Source organism: Prauserella flavalba (genome assembly GCF_003202235.1).
Lineage (GTDB): Bacteria > Actinomycetota > Actinomycetes > Mycobacteriales > Pseudonocardiaceae > Prauserella_A > Prauserella_A flavalba.
In genome coordinates this window covers 1,705,247-1,719,799 of record NZ_MASU01000005.1, presented here as the reverse complement: position 1 = coordinate 1,719,799, position 14,553 = coordinate 1,705,247, and the positions used below count along the sequence as shown (strand labels likewise).

The following is a 14,553-nucleotide window of genomic DNA, read 5'->3' as shown; positions in this document are numbered from 1 at the left end:
CCGTGTCCACGCGGGACGACCGGGTGCCCGTGCTCGCGGCCGCGGCGCGCACTCCCATCGGCAGGTTCGGCGGCGCGCTCGCCGGGATCGGCGCGCTCGACCTCGGTGCCACCGCCGTCGCGGGCGCCCTGGCCCGCGCAGGCGGGCCCACACCGGACTACGTGCTGCTCGGCAACGTCGTCCAGGCCGGCAACGGGCAGAACCCCGCCCGGCTCGCGGCGGCCCGTGCCGGCGTGCCGATCACGGTCCCGGCCATGACGCTCAACGACGTCTGCCTCGCCAGCATGAGCGCCGTCGGCTGGGCGGCCGCGCAGATCCGCACGGGGGAGATCGGCACGGCCGTCGTGGGCGGTTTCGACTCGATGTCGAGGGCACCCCACGCGATGCGGGTCCGGGGAGCGGGCAAGGTCGGCGACGCGACGATGGTCGACCTGCTCGTCCACGACGGCCTGTGGTGCGGCCTCGCGGAGCAGGGCATGGGTGAACTGTCCGACGCCGAGAACGAGCGGCTCGGCATCACCCGCGCCGCGCAGGACGAGTTCGCCGCACACAGTCACCTGCGTGCCGCCGCGGCGACCGAGGAGGGGCTCCTGGCCGGGGAGTGCGTGCCGGTCGGCGGTGTACCGCTCGAGACCGACGAGGGCGTCCGGCCCGGCAGCTCGGCCGAAGCGCTCGCCCGGCTGCGCCCGGCGTTCACCGAGAAGGGCACGATCACCGCGGCCAACGCGTCCCAGATGTCCGACGCGGGCGCGGCCGGTGTGCTCATGTCCTTGCGTGCGGCACGGGAACGTGGCCTCACGGGGCTGGCCGAGATCGTGGACCGGGCGGTGGTGGCCGGCCCGGACCCCGCCCTGCACCTGAGGCCGGCCGAGGCGATCCAGGTGCTGCTCGAACGAAACCGGCTCGCGGTGGGTGACATCGGCCGCTGGGAGATCAACGAGGCGTTCGCCGGTGTCGTGCTCGCCAGCACCCGGAAGCTCGGCGTGGACCTCGACACGGTGAACGTCCACGGCGGTGCCATCGCGCTGGGCCATCCCCTCGGCGCGTCCGGATTCCGGCTCGTGCAGACGCTGGCCGCGCAACTGCCTCGCGCCGATGCCGAGTTCGGGATCGCGGCGATCTGCGGTGGCGGCGGGCAGGGGCAGGCGGTGCTGCTGCGCAGGCGGTAGCACCGCCCGCCCCCCGTCCCACTCCTCGCCGTGTCCGCGGCCGGTCAGGCGTTGGCGCGCAGGGCGGCCGCGTTGGCCACGGCGGGGATCTCCGCACCGGCGTGCCACGCCCGCAGGGCCGCGGCGGCGAGCCGCGAGTGCTCGGCGATCACGTCGTCGGAAGCGCCGCCGATGTGCGGGGTGAGGGTCACGTTGGGCAGCGACAGCAGCGGATGGTCCGCGGGGATCGGCTCGGTCCAGAACACGTCGAGCCCGGCACCGGCGAGGTGCCCGCCGCGCAGGGCGTCGATCAGGGGTTGTTCCTCGACGACGGCGGCCCTGCCCGCGTTGATCAGGTACGCGCCCTGGCGCATGGTGGCGAGCTGCTCGGCCCCGATCAGCCCGATCGTGGACTCCATCAGCGGCACGTGGACGCTCACGACGTCGGAGCAGGCGAGCAGTTCCTCCAGTGGCACGAGGCGGGCCTCGTCCCCGAACGTGTCCCCGGGCAGGTACGGGTCGTAGACGAGCACGTTCATGCCGAAGGCGCGGGCCCTGGCGAGCACGCGCCTGCCCACGGCGCCGCCGCCGAGGATGCCGAGGGTGCGGCCGCGCAGGCCGAGCCCTCGGAAGATCCGGTACGGCTCGAACACGTCGTCGCCGTGCCAGGAGCCCGCGCGCAGCCACGCCTCGGCGCGGGACGTGTTGCGCAGCGCGGACAGCAGCAGCGAGAAGGTGAGATCGGCGGTGACGTCGGCGTTGCGACCGGGAGTGGTGGCCACCGGGACACCACGCCGGCTGCACGCGTCCAGGTCGATGTTGACCGGTGCCGCGCGGCAGGACACCGCGAGCCGCAGGTTGCCCGCGATCGCCAGCGAGCGTTCGTCGAGCAGGTCCAGCTCGCACACGACGGCGTCGGCCGCGGCGAGCTCGTCGTCGAGCCCCGCGTCGGCCAGCGAACGCCCGGTGTCCGAGGGCGGGGCCACGGTGACGTCGAACTCGGCCGCGAGCTCCTCGGCGACGTGCCGGTCGAAGGCGGCGGTCACGAGTACGCGCGGTGTGGTCATCAGGTGAGCTCCTTGTGGTTGTCGGACGGGGATGGGCCGCCACCCGCCGTGCGCAGGGCGCGGAGGCCGGGCCACTGTGGACGGAGGGCGTCGCGGACGGCCACGAACGTCGCGAACTGGGCGTCGCAGACGTCGCGCACGCCGGGGTCGGGACGGAACACGTCGAGCTCGCCGAGCAGCCGCTCGGCGGCCGTGGGCACGTCGAGTCCCGAGACCGCGGCGAGCGCGTGGGCGGCGACGCCGCGCGCGCCGAGCTCTCCGGCGGAGGCGCGCTCGACGGTGCAGCCGGTGACGTCGGCGAGGATCTGGCACAGCAGCCCGCTGGTGGCCGCACCGCCGCACAGGCGCAGGGTTCCGGTGACGCCCAGCGCTTCCCGGCATTCGCGCAGGCTGAGCGCCAGCCCCTCGTACACGGCCCGCAGCAGCTGGGCGGGTGTCGTCTCGGTGGACAGCCCGAGCCAGCCCGCCGACGCGTGCGGGTCGGTGAACGGGGCGCGCTCGCCCGCCTCCGCCCCGTACGGCAGGTACAGCACTCCGCCCGCGCCCGGCGGCACGGTGCGTGCCTCGGCCTCGATCGCCTCCCAGCTCCGCGAACGCCTGCCGAGCAGGTCCCGTACCCAGTCGAGGTTCGGCGTTCCGGACATGGGGCACAGGCATTCGAGCACTCGGCCGTCCTGCCCCGTGGACAGGGTGATGCCGACATCGGTGCGCACGTCGGCCGCCGTGGCGTGCAGGGTGCCGAGGAACGCGGTGGTGCCGATGATGGCGTAGGCCTGGCCCGGTGTGCCGACGCCGAGCCCGACGCCGCCGGCCGCGGTGTCGACGAGGCCCGTCACCACGGGGATCCCGGCGGGCAGGCCCAGCGCGGCCGCGGCGGAGGTCGTGAGTGGCCGGTGCTCGCCCGCGGGGACGATGGGCGGCAGCAGCGCCGTGAACCGCTGGTGTCCCAGCGTGTCGATCAGCTCCGCCGAGTAGGTGCCGGTGGCGGTGTCCACATAGGTCCGGGACGCCTCGGAGGCGTCGGTGGTGAGCACTCCCGTCAGGCGCAGGCGGATCCAGTCCTTGCAGTTGGCCTGGTGGCGCGCCTTGGCGAGCAGTTCCGGTCGCGTGGCCTCCAGTTCCTCCAGCAGCACGGGCAGCGCCCCGGGGAACAGCGTCGAACCGGTGACGCGCCGGATCGCGGCCGCCCGGCCGTCGCGCTCCCAGGCGCGTACCCGGTCGGTGGCCCTGCCGTCCAGCCAGAGGACCGCGGGTCCCGCCGGTTCGTGGTTCTCGTCGAGGAGCCACGCGCCGTCGCCCTGCCCGGTGACACCGGCGGCGACGACCTCGACGTCGCCCGCGGCGTCCAGAGCCCGGCGCACGGTGTCGGTCACGGCGTTCCAGACGTCGTGCATGGACTGCTCGGCGCGGCCGGGGCCGGGCCGTTCGACGTGCACCGACGTCCGCGCCGTCGCGAGCTCTCTGCCCTCGGTGGTGAGCACGGTCGCCTTGACGGCCGTGGTGCCCGCGTCGATGCCGAGCACGGCGTGCGGGGGCTGACTCATCTGCTCTCCATTGAACAATAGTTCATAGCTTTGTTCTACGGTTCACAACGTACGGCCCTGCCGTCGCGCGGTCAACCGCCCCCGGCCGGGCTTGACAAGGAGCGGCCCGGCGGGTCACCCTCCGACCGGACGTGCATCATACTGAACAATTGTTCAATCGGGACTGGGGCTCAAAGGAGAGTTCGGCATGGCAGAGGCGATCGAGGAACCACGCACCGGCTTCGCGGGCTGGCTCGCGAGACAGGGAATCGTCCGCTCGCTGGCGTGGGGCTATCTCGCGGTGCTGCTCTTCATGGTCGGTGACGGGATCGAGCTCGGCTTCCTGGGTCCGTACCTGGAATCCCAGGGGTTCGACACGGCGGGCGTGGCCACGCTCATCAGCGTCTACGGCGTCGTCGTGGCGGTCGCCGCCTGGCTTGCCGGAGCCCTCGCGGAGGCGTGGGGCCCCCGGCGCGTCATGCTCATCGGATTCGTGGTGTGGGCCCTCTTCGAAGTGATCTTCCTCGGCTTCGGCGTGACGGCGGGCAACTACGAGATCATGCTGGTGTCCTACGGAATCCGCGGTCTCGGCTACCCGTTCTTCGCCTACGGGTTCCTGGTCTGGGTCACGATGGACACGCCCAAGGCCGTGATCGGCAGGGCGGTCGGGTGGTACTGGTTCGCCTCCACGGCCGGGCTCGGCGTGCTCAGCTCCTACTTCGCCGGTGCGGTCATCCCCGTCATCGGCGAGCTGGCGACCATGTGGGTGTCGCTGGCCTTCGTCGTGGCCGGCGGCGTCATCGTGCTTTTCCTCGTGCGCGGGCGCCGCCACGAGGCCACGGCGGGCGCGTGGACGAACCTGCGCGGGGTCGTGCGCGGGCTGACGGTCGTGCGGGAACACCCCAAGGTCGGCATCGGCGGTGTCGTCCGCATCATCAACACGTTGTGCTTCTACGCCTTCCCGGTGTTCCTCGCCTCGCACATGGTCAACGAGGTCGGGTTCTCGTTGCCGCAGTGGCAGACGATCTGGGGCACGATGCTCTTCGCCAACATCATCGGCAACGTCCTCGCCGGCTATCTCGGCGACAAGATCGGGCGCATCAACGTGGTCGCCTGGTTCGGCGGGCTCGGCTGCGTGATCACCGTCCTCGGGATGTACTACGTGCCCGAGTGGTTCGGCCCGAACTTCGCCGCGAGCATCGCGGTGGCGATCCTGCTCGGCCTGGCCATGGCGGCCTACGTGCCCCTGAGCGCGATCGTGCCGCTGCTGGCGCCGCGGCAGAAGGCCGCCGCGGTCGCGATCCTGAACCTCGGTGCCGGGCTCAGCAACGCGACCGGCCCGCTGCTGGCCCGCGCCTTCCTCGGCCCGTTCGGCGTCGGCGGGATGATGTGGCTGCTCGCCGCGCTCTACGCCGTCGGGATCGCGCTCACCTTCGGGCTGCGGGAACGCGGCGACCGCGCGGGCGTCGGCGAGGGAAAGCCCGGGCGCGACGAGGTGGCCGCGTCGTGAGCGCCAACGACGTCGTCAGCGTCGGCCTGCACATCGTCGACGTGCTGGGCAGGCCGGTCACCGAGATCCCGCCAGGACAGGGCATGCGCCGGATCGACGAGATCGCGATCACCGTCGCCGGCACGGCCGCCGCGACGTCCGTCGACCTCGCCCGGCTCGGGGTGCGCGTGGAGAGCGTCGGCGCGCTCGGCGACGACTCACTCGGCGGGTTCCTGCGGCAGAAGATGCTCGGCGAGGGCGTCGGGTGCGCGTGGCTCACCGAGCATCCCGGTGTTCCGACCTCGGCGACGATGCTGCCGATCCGGCCGGACGGCAGCCGCCCCGCCCTGCATGTGGTAGGTGCCAACGCGATGCTCGAGGCGGATCACGTGCCGTGGTCCGACCTGGCGGAGACCACGGTGTTCCACCTCGGCGGCACGTGCCTGCTGCCGCGGCTGGACGGTGATCCCGCCGCGCGGATGCTGGAGCGGGCCAAGCGCCGGGGCCTGATCACCACCCTGGACCTGATCCCGACCGGGGACACCGACGCCGACCTCGCCGCGCTGCTGCCCGTACTGCCCTTTGTGGACTACGTGTTCCCCAGCCACGAGGACGCGCTGTCGCTGGCGGGCACCGGCGACAGCGCCGAGGCGGCGAGGTTCCTCCTCGACGCGGGAGCGGGCTGCGTCGTCATCACCAAGGGCGGCGACGGCGCCGAGCTGACCGCGCGGGGCGGCGGCGGATTGCGCAGGCCCGCCTACGACGTCGACGTCGTCGACACGACGGGCTGCGGCGACGCGTTCGCGGCCGGGTTCATCACCGGGCTCGTGGAGGGCGCGTCCGAGGAGACGGCACTGGAGCTCGGACTCGCCTGCGGCAGCCTCGTCGCGACCGGGCTCGGCTCCGACGCGGGCCTCACCGACCGCGCCGCGCTCACCCGGTTCATGGCGACCACCCCACGGCGGCACCAGGAAAGGACGAGCCGATGAAACCCGACTTCTCACTGACCGGCAGGCAGGCCCTCGTCACCGGTTCGGGCCAGGGCATCGGCGAGGCGATCGCCCTCGCCTTCGCCGAGGCGGGAGCCGACGTCGCGTGCGTCGACAAGGACGGTGCGCTCGCCGAGCGCACCGCGGAAGCGGTGACCCGGCACGGCCGCCGCGCGATCGCGATCGCCGCCGACGTCACCGACGCCGACGCCGTGGAGGCCGCCGTCCAGCGGACGGTCGCCGAGCTCGGCGGCCTGTCCGTCGCGTGCAACAACGCGGGGATCGCGATCGGCGACGTGCCCTCGGAGCGGCTCGACCCCGGCCACTGGCGCCGGGTCGTGGACGTCAACCTGACCGGTGTGTTCCTGTGCGCTCAGGCCGAGGCCAGGGTCATGCTGGCGCAGGGCGGCGGCGCCATCCTGAACACGGCCTCGATGTCGGCGACCATCGCCAACCGGGGTCTCTTGCAGGCCAACTACAACGCCTCGAAGGCCGGTGTCGCCCACCTGACGAAATCGCTGGCGGTCGAGTGGGCGGACAGGGGAGTGCGGGTCAACGCGATCTCGCCGGGATACACGCTCACGCCGCTGACCGCACGGCCCGAGGTGGCGGAGCTGCGCGAGGCGTGGGCGCGCGACATCCCGCTGGGCCGGATGGCCACAGTGGACGATCTCATGGGCCCCGCGGTGTTCCTCTGCTCGGATGCCGCGCGCTACTGCACCGGGGTCGACCTGCTGGTGGACGGGGGCTTCACGTGCTGGTGACCGGCACCAGGGCCGGGCCGGTCGACGGAGCCGTCGCGGACGAGGCAAGATGAGCGTGAACCTACGCTCGGTCACAAGAACGGATGTTCAGCTCATGGAGTCGCGAGAGCTGCAGGGCCGCGTCGCGCGCCTGCACTACCAGCACGGCATGACCCACCAGGAGATCGGCGAGCTGCTCGGGCTCTCCCGGGTGAAGGTGACCCGGCTGCTCGCCGACGCGCGCCGCTCCGGCATCGTCGAGATCAGGATCCACAGCTCGGCCAGCCCGTTCGACGACCTGGAAGCCGCGCTGGTCGGCCGGTTCGGCCTGCAGCAGGTCTGGATCGCGCCGAGCTTCGCCGACGAGCGGCGCACCGCCGATTCGGTGGGCATGACCGGGGCGCAGTGCCTGCGTGCGCTCGTGCCCACGTCGGGCACCGTCGCGGTGGGGCTGTCGTCCAGCGTCGCCGCGATCGTGCCGCACGTCCACGCCGAACCCACGCCGGACCTCGGGTTCGTGCCGCTGGCCGGCAGCTGGGGTGGCATCTCCCGGGGCATGAACCCGCACGAGCTGGCGCTGCGGCTCGGCACCGCGTTCGGAGCACGGACCTACCACCTGCCCGCGCCGATCCTCGCCTCGACGCCCGAGACCGCCGCGGCCTTCCGTGCCGACCCCGGCGTGCGGGAGACCATGCAGCTGGCGGCGGGCGCCGACCTGTTGATCGCCGGCGTCGGCGGCATGGACCCCAGGTCCGGCATCCTCATCGATGTGCTCGGCCGGTCCGAGCAGCGGCAGCTGGTCGCGAACGGCGCGGTGGGCGACATCTCCGCCCGGTTCTTCGACACCACCGGACGCAGCGTCGGCGGGGAGGTGGACGAGCGCGTGGTCGGGCTCTCCCTGGAGGAACTGACGGCGATTCCGCATCGCGTCGCGGTGTCGTTCGGCCCGCACAAGGTGCACGCGCTCGAGACCGCGCTGCGGACTGGGCTGATGAACATGGTGGTCACCGACGTCGACACCGCGAAGGCTCTCACCAAGGCGGCATCCGACAAGAGAAAGAGTGGGTAATGAAGAAGGCAACCACCGTCGGCGAGCTCGTCGAGCAGCTGATCGACGTCGGCCGGATGGCGGTCGAACGTGGTCTCGTGCTCGCCAGCGGAGGCAACCTGTCGGCCCGGCTGCCCGGTACGGCCGAGTTCGTGGTCACCGCGTCGGGCACCTGGCTCGACCGGCTCGAACCCGCGGACTTCAGCACGATGAACCTCGACGGCGAGGTGGTCGGCGGCCACCCGTCGCCGTCGAGCGAATGGAAGCTGCACCAGCGCACCTACCGGGTTCGTGACGACGTGAACTCCGTGATCCACATCCACCCGCAGCACGCGGTGCTCGTCGACGCACTCGGTCATCCGGTCCGGCTGTTCACTTTGGACCATGCCGTGTACGTGAAGTCGGTGGGGCGCACCGACTACTATCCCAACGGCTCGGACGAGCTGGCCGACACGGCGGCCGAGGAGGCCAGGGTCCACAACTGCGTGATCATGGGCAACCACGGCTGCTCGGCGCTGGGGGAGGACGTCGGCATGGCGTTCCGGCGGGCCATGAATCTGGAGGAAGCGGCGATCGCGACCTACCGTGCGCTGTGTCTCGGCGACACGACGACCGCGTTCCCGGAGGCGGCCTACCGCTCCCTGCATCACGCATGAGGCGGCCATAACCCGTCGAAACAGTCGCCCGTGGCTGTCGAAATCGCGCGAACCCGTTCGACGTAGTGGTGAGAGGTAAGGATCTAGACCACGGAGACGGGTGATGACGGTGCAGACGAACGCGCTGGCGGGGCGCCGCGAGTGGACGGGGCTGGCGGTGCTGGCCCTGCCGACCCTGCTGCTGTCGTTGGACATGAGCGTGCTGCACCTCGCGGTGCCACAGCTGGCCGCCGACCTGCGGCCCAGCAGCACCGAGCTGCTCTGGATCATCGACAGCTACGGGTTCCTGGTCGCGGGGTTCCTGGTCACGATGGGCACGCTGGGCGACCGGATCGGGCGCCGGAAGCTGCTCATGATCGGTGGCGCCGCGTTCGGGATGGCGTCGGTGGCGGCGGCGTTCGCGGTCAGCCCGGCGATGCTCATCGGGGCGAGGGCCCTGCTGGGCATCGCCGGAGCGACGCTGATGCCCTCCACCTTGGCGTTGATCAGCAACATGTTCCCGGACCCGAGGCAGCGCGGCACCGCGATCGCCGTGTGGATGAGCTGCTTCATGGGTGGCATGGTGGTCGGGCCGCTCGTCGGTGGCCTGCTGCTGGAGGTCGCGTGGTGGGGCGCGGTCTTCCTGCTCGCCGTGCCGGTCATGGTGCTCCTGCTGGCCACGGCGCCCAGGTTGTTGCCGGAGTACCGCGACGAGCACGCGGGCAGGCTCGACCTCGCGAGCGTGCTCCTCTCGCTCGGCGCGATCCTGCCCGTGGTGTTCGCGCTGAAGGAGATCGCGAAGGGCGGGCCGGACACGCGCAGCCTGGTCGTGCTCGCGGCCGGGCTCGGCCTCGGCGTGCTGTTCGCGCGGCGTCAGCGGCGGCTCGCCGACCCGATGCTGGATCTCGGCCTGTTCCGCAACCGGACGTTCACGGCCGCACTGAGCATCATGCTCGTCGGGGCGATCACGATGGGTGGCGTCTTCCTGCTGGTCAGTCAGTACCTTCAGCTGGTCGAGGGCCTGTCGGCGGCGCAGGCCGGTGTCGCGCTGGTGCCGCAGGCGATCGCCGTGGTGATCGGGTCGCTCGTCGCGCCGCGGCTGGCCAAGCGGATCCGCCCGGAGTTCGTGCTCGGCTTCGGGATGCTCGTGGCCGCGGCGGGGATCCTGCTGTTCACCCAGGCCGGCGGCGGCAACGGCGTCGTGCTGGTGGTGCTCGGCCTGTCGGTGGCCGGCTTCGGGATGGGGCCGCAGGGGGTGCTCTGCACCGAGATGGTGGTCGGCTCGGTGCCGCCGCGCAAGGCCGGGGCCGCCTCGGCGATGTCGGAGACCAGCGCCGAGTTCGGCATCGCGATGGGGATCGCGGTGTTCGGGAGCGTGGGCACGGCCGTCTACCGGCACGATGTGAGCGTTCCCGGCCATGTCCCGGCCGGCGCGGCCGCCGAGGCCTCCGAGAGCCTGGCTGGCGCGGTCAACGCGGCGGGCACGCTCGACCACCAGGCCGCCGGGACGCTCCTGGCCTCGGCGCGGGACGCCTTCACCAGCGGCCTGGCCACCGTCGCGGTCATCGGCGCCACCGTGGTCGTGGTCTTCGCGGTGGCCGGCATGGTCGTGCTGCGCAGGACGAAGGACGCCGTCCGGCCTGAGCCCTCGCCGGCCGGTCCGGCTCAGGCGTGCGCGGTCGCGCCGTTGTCGAGCACGTAGGCCTGACCGGTGACGAAGGAGGCCTCGTCGCTGACGAGGTGGGCGGCGACGGCGGCGACCTCCGCAGGCTCGCCCCACCGGCCCTGCCGCTGCTCGAGGTAGCCCGCGACGTCGGTGCCGAGCGCCTCACCGAGAAACGGGGCGCTCGCGTCGGCGGCGCGGGTCCTGATCATCGCGGGCACGAGCGCGTTGACGCGGATACCGTCCGGCCGCAGCTCCAGTGCCGCCGACCTGGTGACGGACTCGACGGCGGCCTTCGACGCCGCGTAGGCGGCGATCCCCGGACCCCCTCGGCGGCCGACGAGCGAGGACGTGTTGAGGATCGCGCCGCCTCCGCGCTCGCGCATCGCGGGCACCGCGGCACGGATGCCGTGCAGCACCCCGCCGACGTTCACCGCGAACACCCGGTCCCAGTCGGCCAGGTCCAGTTCGACGATGTGCCCACGGGAGCCGATGGCCGCGTTGTTGAACAGGATGTCGAGGCCGCCGAACTCACCGACGGCGCGGAGGACGGCCGCGGAGACGTCCGCCTCGTCCGCCACGTCGCACCGGACGGCCAGCGCGGCGTCGCCGAGTTCGGCGCTCAGTGCGCGAAGCCCCCGTTCCGAGACATCGGCCAGCACCACCTTCGCCCCCTCGGCGACGAACCGGCGGGCGGCCGCCTCGCCGATACCGTGGGCGGCACCGGTCACGATCGCGACCTTGTCTCTGAGTCGGGGGAACATCGCTACCCTTCAGTCTTCGTGCCGGTTTCGGATGCGAGCTGCTCGCGCAGCACCCGGCGCAGGATCTTGCCGATCGGCGAGCGCGGCAGGGACTGCGCGAAGTGCACCGCCGTCACCTTCTTCACCGCGCCGAGCCTTTCCCGCGTCCAGGCGACGAGTTCGTCCTCGGACGCGTGCGCGCCGTCGCGCAGGACCACCACGGCGTGCGGTGTCTCGCCCCATTTGTCGTGCGGGACCCCGACCACGGCCGCCTCGGACACCGCGGGATGTCCGGTGAGTGCGTCCTCCAGCTCCGTGGGCCAGATGTTGTAACCGCCGGAGATGATGGTGTCCTCCTTGCGGTCACTCAGGAAGAGGAACCCGTCCTCGGACAGGAAACCCATGTCCCTGGTGCGCAGGTACCCGTCGGGCGTGAACCGCTCCGCGGTGGCCTCGGGGCTGCCCCACAGCTCGCGCATGCGGCCGGGCGTGAGGCCCGCGATCTCGCCGATCTCGCCCGGCGGCAGGCGGTTGCCGTCGTCGTCGAGGATGACGATGTCGGAGTTCGGTGTCGGCCGCCCCGCCGAGCGCAGCCGGCGGCGCTGCTGCTCGGTGCCGTCCACCACGTGGTGCTCGGGGGCCAGCACGGTCATGGGCAGCCCTTCACTCTGCCCGTAGACCTGGTACATGATGTTGCCCCACAAGGCGATCGCCTCCGTGAGCGTCGCCGCGGGAGCCGGGGCCGTCCCGTAGAGCACCGCGCGCAGGCTGCGGAGATCGCGCGTCCGCGCGTCGGGGTGGTCGATGACCATCCGCATGATCGTCGGCACGACCAGCGCGAGGGTCGCCTGTTCGGTCTCGATCAGCTCCAGGAAGCGCGCGGTGTCGTAGGCGGGCATCACCACGCACGCCGCGCCGGCGGCGAGCAGCGGCCAGACGAACATGCCCGCGGCGTGGCCGAGGGGAGCCGGGACCAGGTACCGGTCCCGCTCGGTGAACCTCGGGACGACGAGCGCGATCTCGTTGCCCATGTCCATCCAGCCGCCCACCGTGTGCAGGATGCCCTTCGGCTTACCCGTGGTGCCTGCCGAGAACCGGATGATGTGCGGGTCGTCCTCGGCCACCGGTACCCCGGGGTCGTCCGGCGACGCGGCCGCCAGCGCGTCGGCGTAGGAGCGCGCTCCCGCCGGGCTCTTCCCGAGCACCAGGACCGTGTTCAGCCCGGGGAGTTCGGCCAGTAGCGGCGCCACCGCGTCGTAGTACCTGTCCTGCACGATCAGCGCCCGCGCGCCCACGAGGTCGAGCAGGTAGTGGTGCCGCTCCGGTGAGTCGTGCGCGTAGAGCGCGCACCGCACGTACCCGCCCACGGCCAGTCCCGCGATCTGCTCGAGGCTTTCGAACGCGTTGTCGCCCAGCATCGCGACGCGCTCGCCCGGCCGGACACCCGCGTCCCGCAACGCGTTCGCGAGCCGGATCGCGCGGTCGAACAGCTCACCATAGGTCTGCCGACGTCCCTCGCAGACGACGGCGAGGTTGGTCCCGAACAGACGGGCGCTTTTGCGCAGCAGGTTCGCCGGATCCATTGTGGACATGATCGCTACGGCCTGCCGCCGTGCGGCACACTGACCGTGGTGGTCTTGAGCACGGCCTTGTCGGTGTCGGCACCCGTCGCCGCGGCGAAGAAGTCGGGCACGGAGCACAGCAGCAGTGTCCGCCCGTCCTCGCCGCCGAGCGCGCACGCGTAGATGCCCAGCTCGTCGCCGTCGCGGATCTCGTCGACGATGGCACCCGAGGGGTCGATGCGCACGACGCGCTTGTGTCCCGCGTCCGCCACCCACACGTGGTCCTCCGCGTCGATGGCACACCCGTCGGGCCATAGCTCGGCCTTGGCCATCGCCTCCGGCAACGGGACCAGGCCGGGGTCCTCACCGACCTGCGCCCAGACCCGCTGGCCGGAGAGCGTGCCATCGTCGCCGATCGTGAAGGCCGTGAGCCGGGAGGAGAACGACTCCGCGACGATCAGGGTGCGCCCGTCGTTGGTGATCACCATCCCGTTCGGACAGATGAGGTCGTCGGCGGCCACGCTCGGAGTCCCGTCGGGGTCCACGCGGTACACGGCGCCGGGGCGCAGCTCGTCACCCTCGGCGATGGCGAAGCCGATCGTGCCCACGTAGGCGTGCCCGCTCGCGGTGACGACCATGTCGTTGAGCTCGTGAGCGCACAGGTGGGAGAGGTCGGAGTGCACGCTCACCTCGCCGCCGGGGGAGCGGCGCAGCAGCTTGCGGTCGTGCATCGACACCACCAGCAGCGAACCGTCGGGCAGCCAGCCGAGTCCGGACGGGTTGTTCGGGACGTGCATGACATCGGTGCGGTTGCCGGCGGTGTCATAGGTGCAGACCGTCTGGGCGTAGATGTCCGACACCCACCACCGGCCGTCGTGCCAGCGGGCACCCTCGAAGTAGTGACCACCGCTCGCGAGCAACTGGACGGGACTCGTCGTCGTCATGGCGAACGCCTCGCTTTTCTTTACGTCGTGGTGCCGTGAATGGAAGCCCCGTCCGGCAACGGCCGGGTGCTCGTGACCAAGGCCGTCCGCTCGTCGTCGGCCGATGCGGGCAAACATACAAACATCCCGGGCTGGATGTCAATCGAGCGAACTGTACCCGGTCGGGTGGTCAGCGAGGGTCAGTCGGAGCCGGGGCGCAGGAGGTCGCGCACGGACTCCTCGAGCACCGCGAGCTGGCGGCGCTCGCGTTCGGGGCTGGGCAGCAGTGCGGACTGGAAGGCCATGCCGCGCATGACGTTGATGGCGTGGGCCCCGATGTCGGCGAGCCGCTGCCGGGACTGGCGTCCGTCGTCGAGCATGGACATCGTGATGTCGCGGATCCGGCGGCCGATCTCCCGCTCGACGTCGATCAGCAGCGTGCGCAGTTCCTCGTCGCTGCGTGCCGCGATGTGCAGCTCGTCGGCGGCCGTGAACAGGTCGGACTTGAAGGACCGCCAGAGCGCCTCGAGCGCGGGGCCGACACCTTGGTCCGCGGCCCGCTCAAGTTCGGCGATGGTCACGGCCATCAGCTTGTCGTGCAGGTGGAGCAGGGCCTCGGCGACCATCTCGGCCTTGTTGGACCAGTGGTGCTTCTGTGCTCCCCTGGTCAGTCCCGAGAGCTCCGCGATCCGCTCGGACGTGGCGCCGCGGTAGCCGTACCGGACGATCGCCGTGATGGTCGCGTCCAGTACGGCCGACCGGGTGGTGGCGCTCCGCTCGGCGTTGGACCGCCGTTTTTTTGCTCCCCCGGCCGGGCCGGTCGCCGCGGCGGTCAGCCCCTCAGTCGTGTCCACGCCCGCGATTATCGCTGGCTGGCTCCTCGGGTGTCGGCCGCGGGCGGCTCTGCCGGTGCGCGGCGAGCGCCTCCTCTTGACGTGCGGCGGGACGTGGGGGAGCATCAGCTGAACGCAATGCGGTCAAGATGTACGCAAAGCGTACAGTGGAGGTGACAAAGATGTC

At 71.9% G+C, this 14,553-nt stretch carries 13 protein-coding genes; 7 read left to right on the top strand and 6 right to left on the bottom strand.

Annotation, left to right across the window (positions count from 1 at the left end; genetic code table 11):
• Window positions 1-2: 2 nt before the first annotated feature.
• Window positions 3-1,169: an acetyl-CoA C-acyltransferase gene (locus BA062_RS15530; RefSeq protein ID WP_245959829.1), complete on the top strand. Its 1,167-nt coding sequence runs from the start codon at window positions 3-5 to the stop codon at window positions 1,167-1,169.
• A gap of 44 nt (window positions 1,170-1,213) precedes the next feature.
• On the opposite strand, the gene BA062_RS15525 is transcribed toward BA062_RS15530, so the two are convergent.
• Together BA062_RS15525 and BA062_RS15520 are read right to left on the bottom strand one after the other, a co-directional pair.
• A complete protein-coding gene (locus BA062_RS15525; protein WP_110336870.1) occupies window positions 1,214-2,215 on the bottom strand; it encodes an NAD(P)-dependent oxidoreductase in 1,002 nt (333 codons plus the stop codon).
• Window positions 2,215-3,759 carry an FGGY family carbohydrate kinase gene (locus tag BA062_RS15520; protein WP_110336868.1) on the bottom strand — a complete coding sequence of 515 codons (1,545 nt, stop codon included), beginning with the start codon at window positions 3,757-3,759 and terminating at the stop codon, window positions 2,215-2,217. The genes BA062_RS15525 and BA062_RS15520 overlap by 1 nt, the downstream gene beginning before the upstream one ends.
• Before the next feature lie 187 nt (window positions 3,760-3,946).
• Between BA062_RS15520 and BA062_RS15515 the strand changes: the two genes are divergently transcribed.
• The 6 genes from BA062_RS15515 to BA062_RS15490 all read left to right on the top strand — a co-directional run bounded on the left by BA062_RS15515 (window position 3,947) and on the right by BA062_RS15490 (window position 10,344).
• Window positions 3,947-5,248, top strand: coding sequence for an MFS transporter (locus tag BA062_RS15515; RefSeq protein ID WP_110336866.1), 1,302 nt, complete (start codon window positions 3,947-3,949; stop codon window positions 5,246-5,248).
• Complete coding sequence (locus tag BA062_RS15510) at window positions 5,245-6,216, top strand: carbohydrate kinase family protein (RefSeq protein WP_110336864.1); 972 nt, start codon at window positions 5,245-5,247, stop codon at window positions 6,214-6,216. The genes BA062_RS15515 and BA062_RS15510 overlap by 4 nt, the downstream gene beginning before the upstream one ends.
• Window positions 6,213-6,980, top strand: a complete 768-nt coding sequence (locus BA062_RS15505) for a glucose 1-dehydrogenase (RefSeq protein WP_110336862.1) — start codon at window positions 6,213-6,215, stop codon at window positions 6,978-6,980. The genes BA062_RS15510 and BA062_RS15505 overlap by 4 nt, the downstream gene beginning before the upstream one ends.
• Window positions 6,981-7,074: 94 nt before the next feature.
• Complete coding sequence (locus tag BA062_RS15500; RefSeq protein ID WP_168213980.1) at window positions 7,075-8,028, top strand: sugar-binding transcriptional regulator; 954 nt, start codon at window positions 7,075-7,077, stop codon at window positions 8,026-8,028.
• On the top strand, window positions 8,028-8,663 hold the full coding sequence (locus tag BA062_RS15495) for a class II aldolase/adducin family protein (RefSeq protein ID WP_110336858.1): 636 nt from the start codon (window positions 8,028-8,030) through the stop codon (window positions 8,661-8,663). The genes BA062_RS15500 and BA062_RS15495 overlap by 1 nt, the downstream gene beginning before the upstream one ends.
• A gap of 103 nt (window positions 8,664-8,766) precedes the next feature.
• A complete protein-coding gene (locus BA062_RS15490; protein ID WP_110336856.1) occupies window positions 8,767-10,344 on the top strand; it encodes an MFS transporter in 1,578 nt (525 codons plus the stop codon).
• Here BA062_RS15490 and BA062_RS15485 read toward each other — a convergent pair.
• From BA062_RS15485 to BA062_RS15470, 4 genes are all read right to left on the bottom strand, one after another.
• The gene (locus BA062_RS15485; protein ID WP_168213979.1) at window positions 10,308-11,036 is read right to left on the bottom strand and encodes an SDR family NAD(P)-dependent oxidoreductase; all 729 of its coding nucleotides are present in this window, start codon (window positions 11,034-11,036) and stop codon (window positions 10,308-10,310) included. The genes BA062_RS15490 and BA062_RS15485 overlap by 37 nt on opposite strands.
• Before the next feature lie 35 nt (window positions 11,037-11,071).
• Entirely contained in the window at window positions 11,072-12,631 is a 1,560-nt protein-coding gene (locus BA062_RS15480) for an AMP-binding protein (protein WP_168213978.1), read from the bottom strand.
• Window positions 12,632-12,645: 14 nt separating this feature from the next.
• A complete protein-coding gene (locus tag BA062_RS15475) occupies window positions 12,646-13,554 on the bottom strand; it encodes an SMP-30/gluconolactonase/LRE family protein (protein WP_110336850.1) in 909 nt (302 codons plus the stop codon).
• Window positions 13,555-13,733: 179 nt separating this feature from the next.
• Window positions 13,734-14,387, bottom strand: coding sequence for a TetR/AcrR family transcriptional regulator (locus BA062_RS15470; RefSeq protein ID WP_168213977.1), 654 nt, complete (start codon window positions 14,385-14,387; stop codon window positions 13,734-13,736).
• Between the last annotated feature and the right edge of the window lie 166 nt (window positions 14,388-14,553).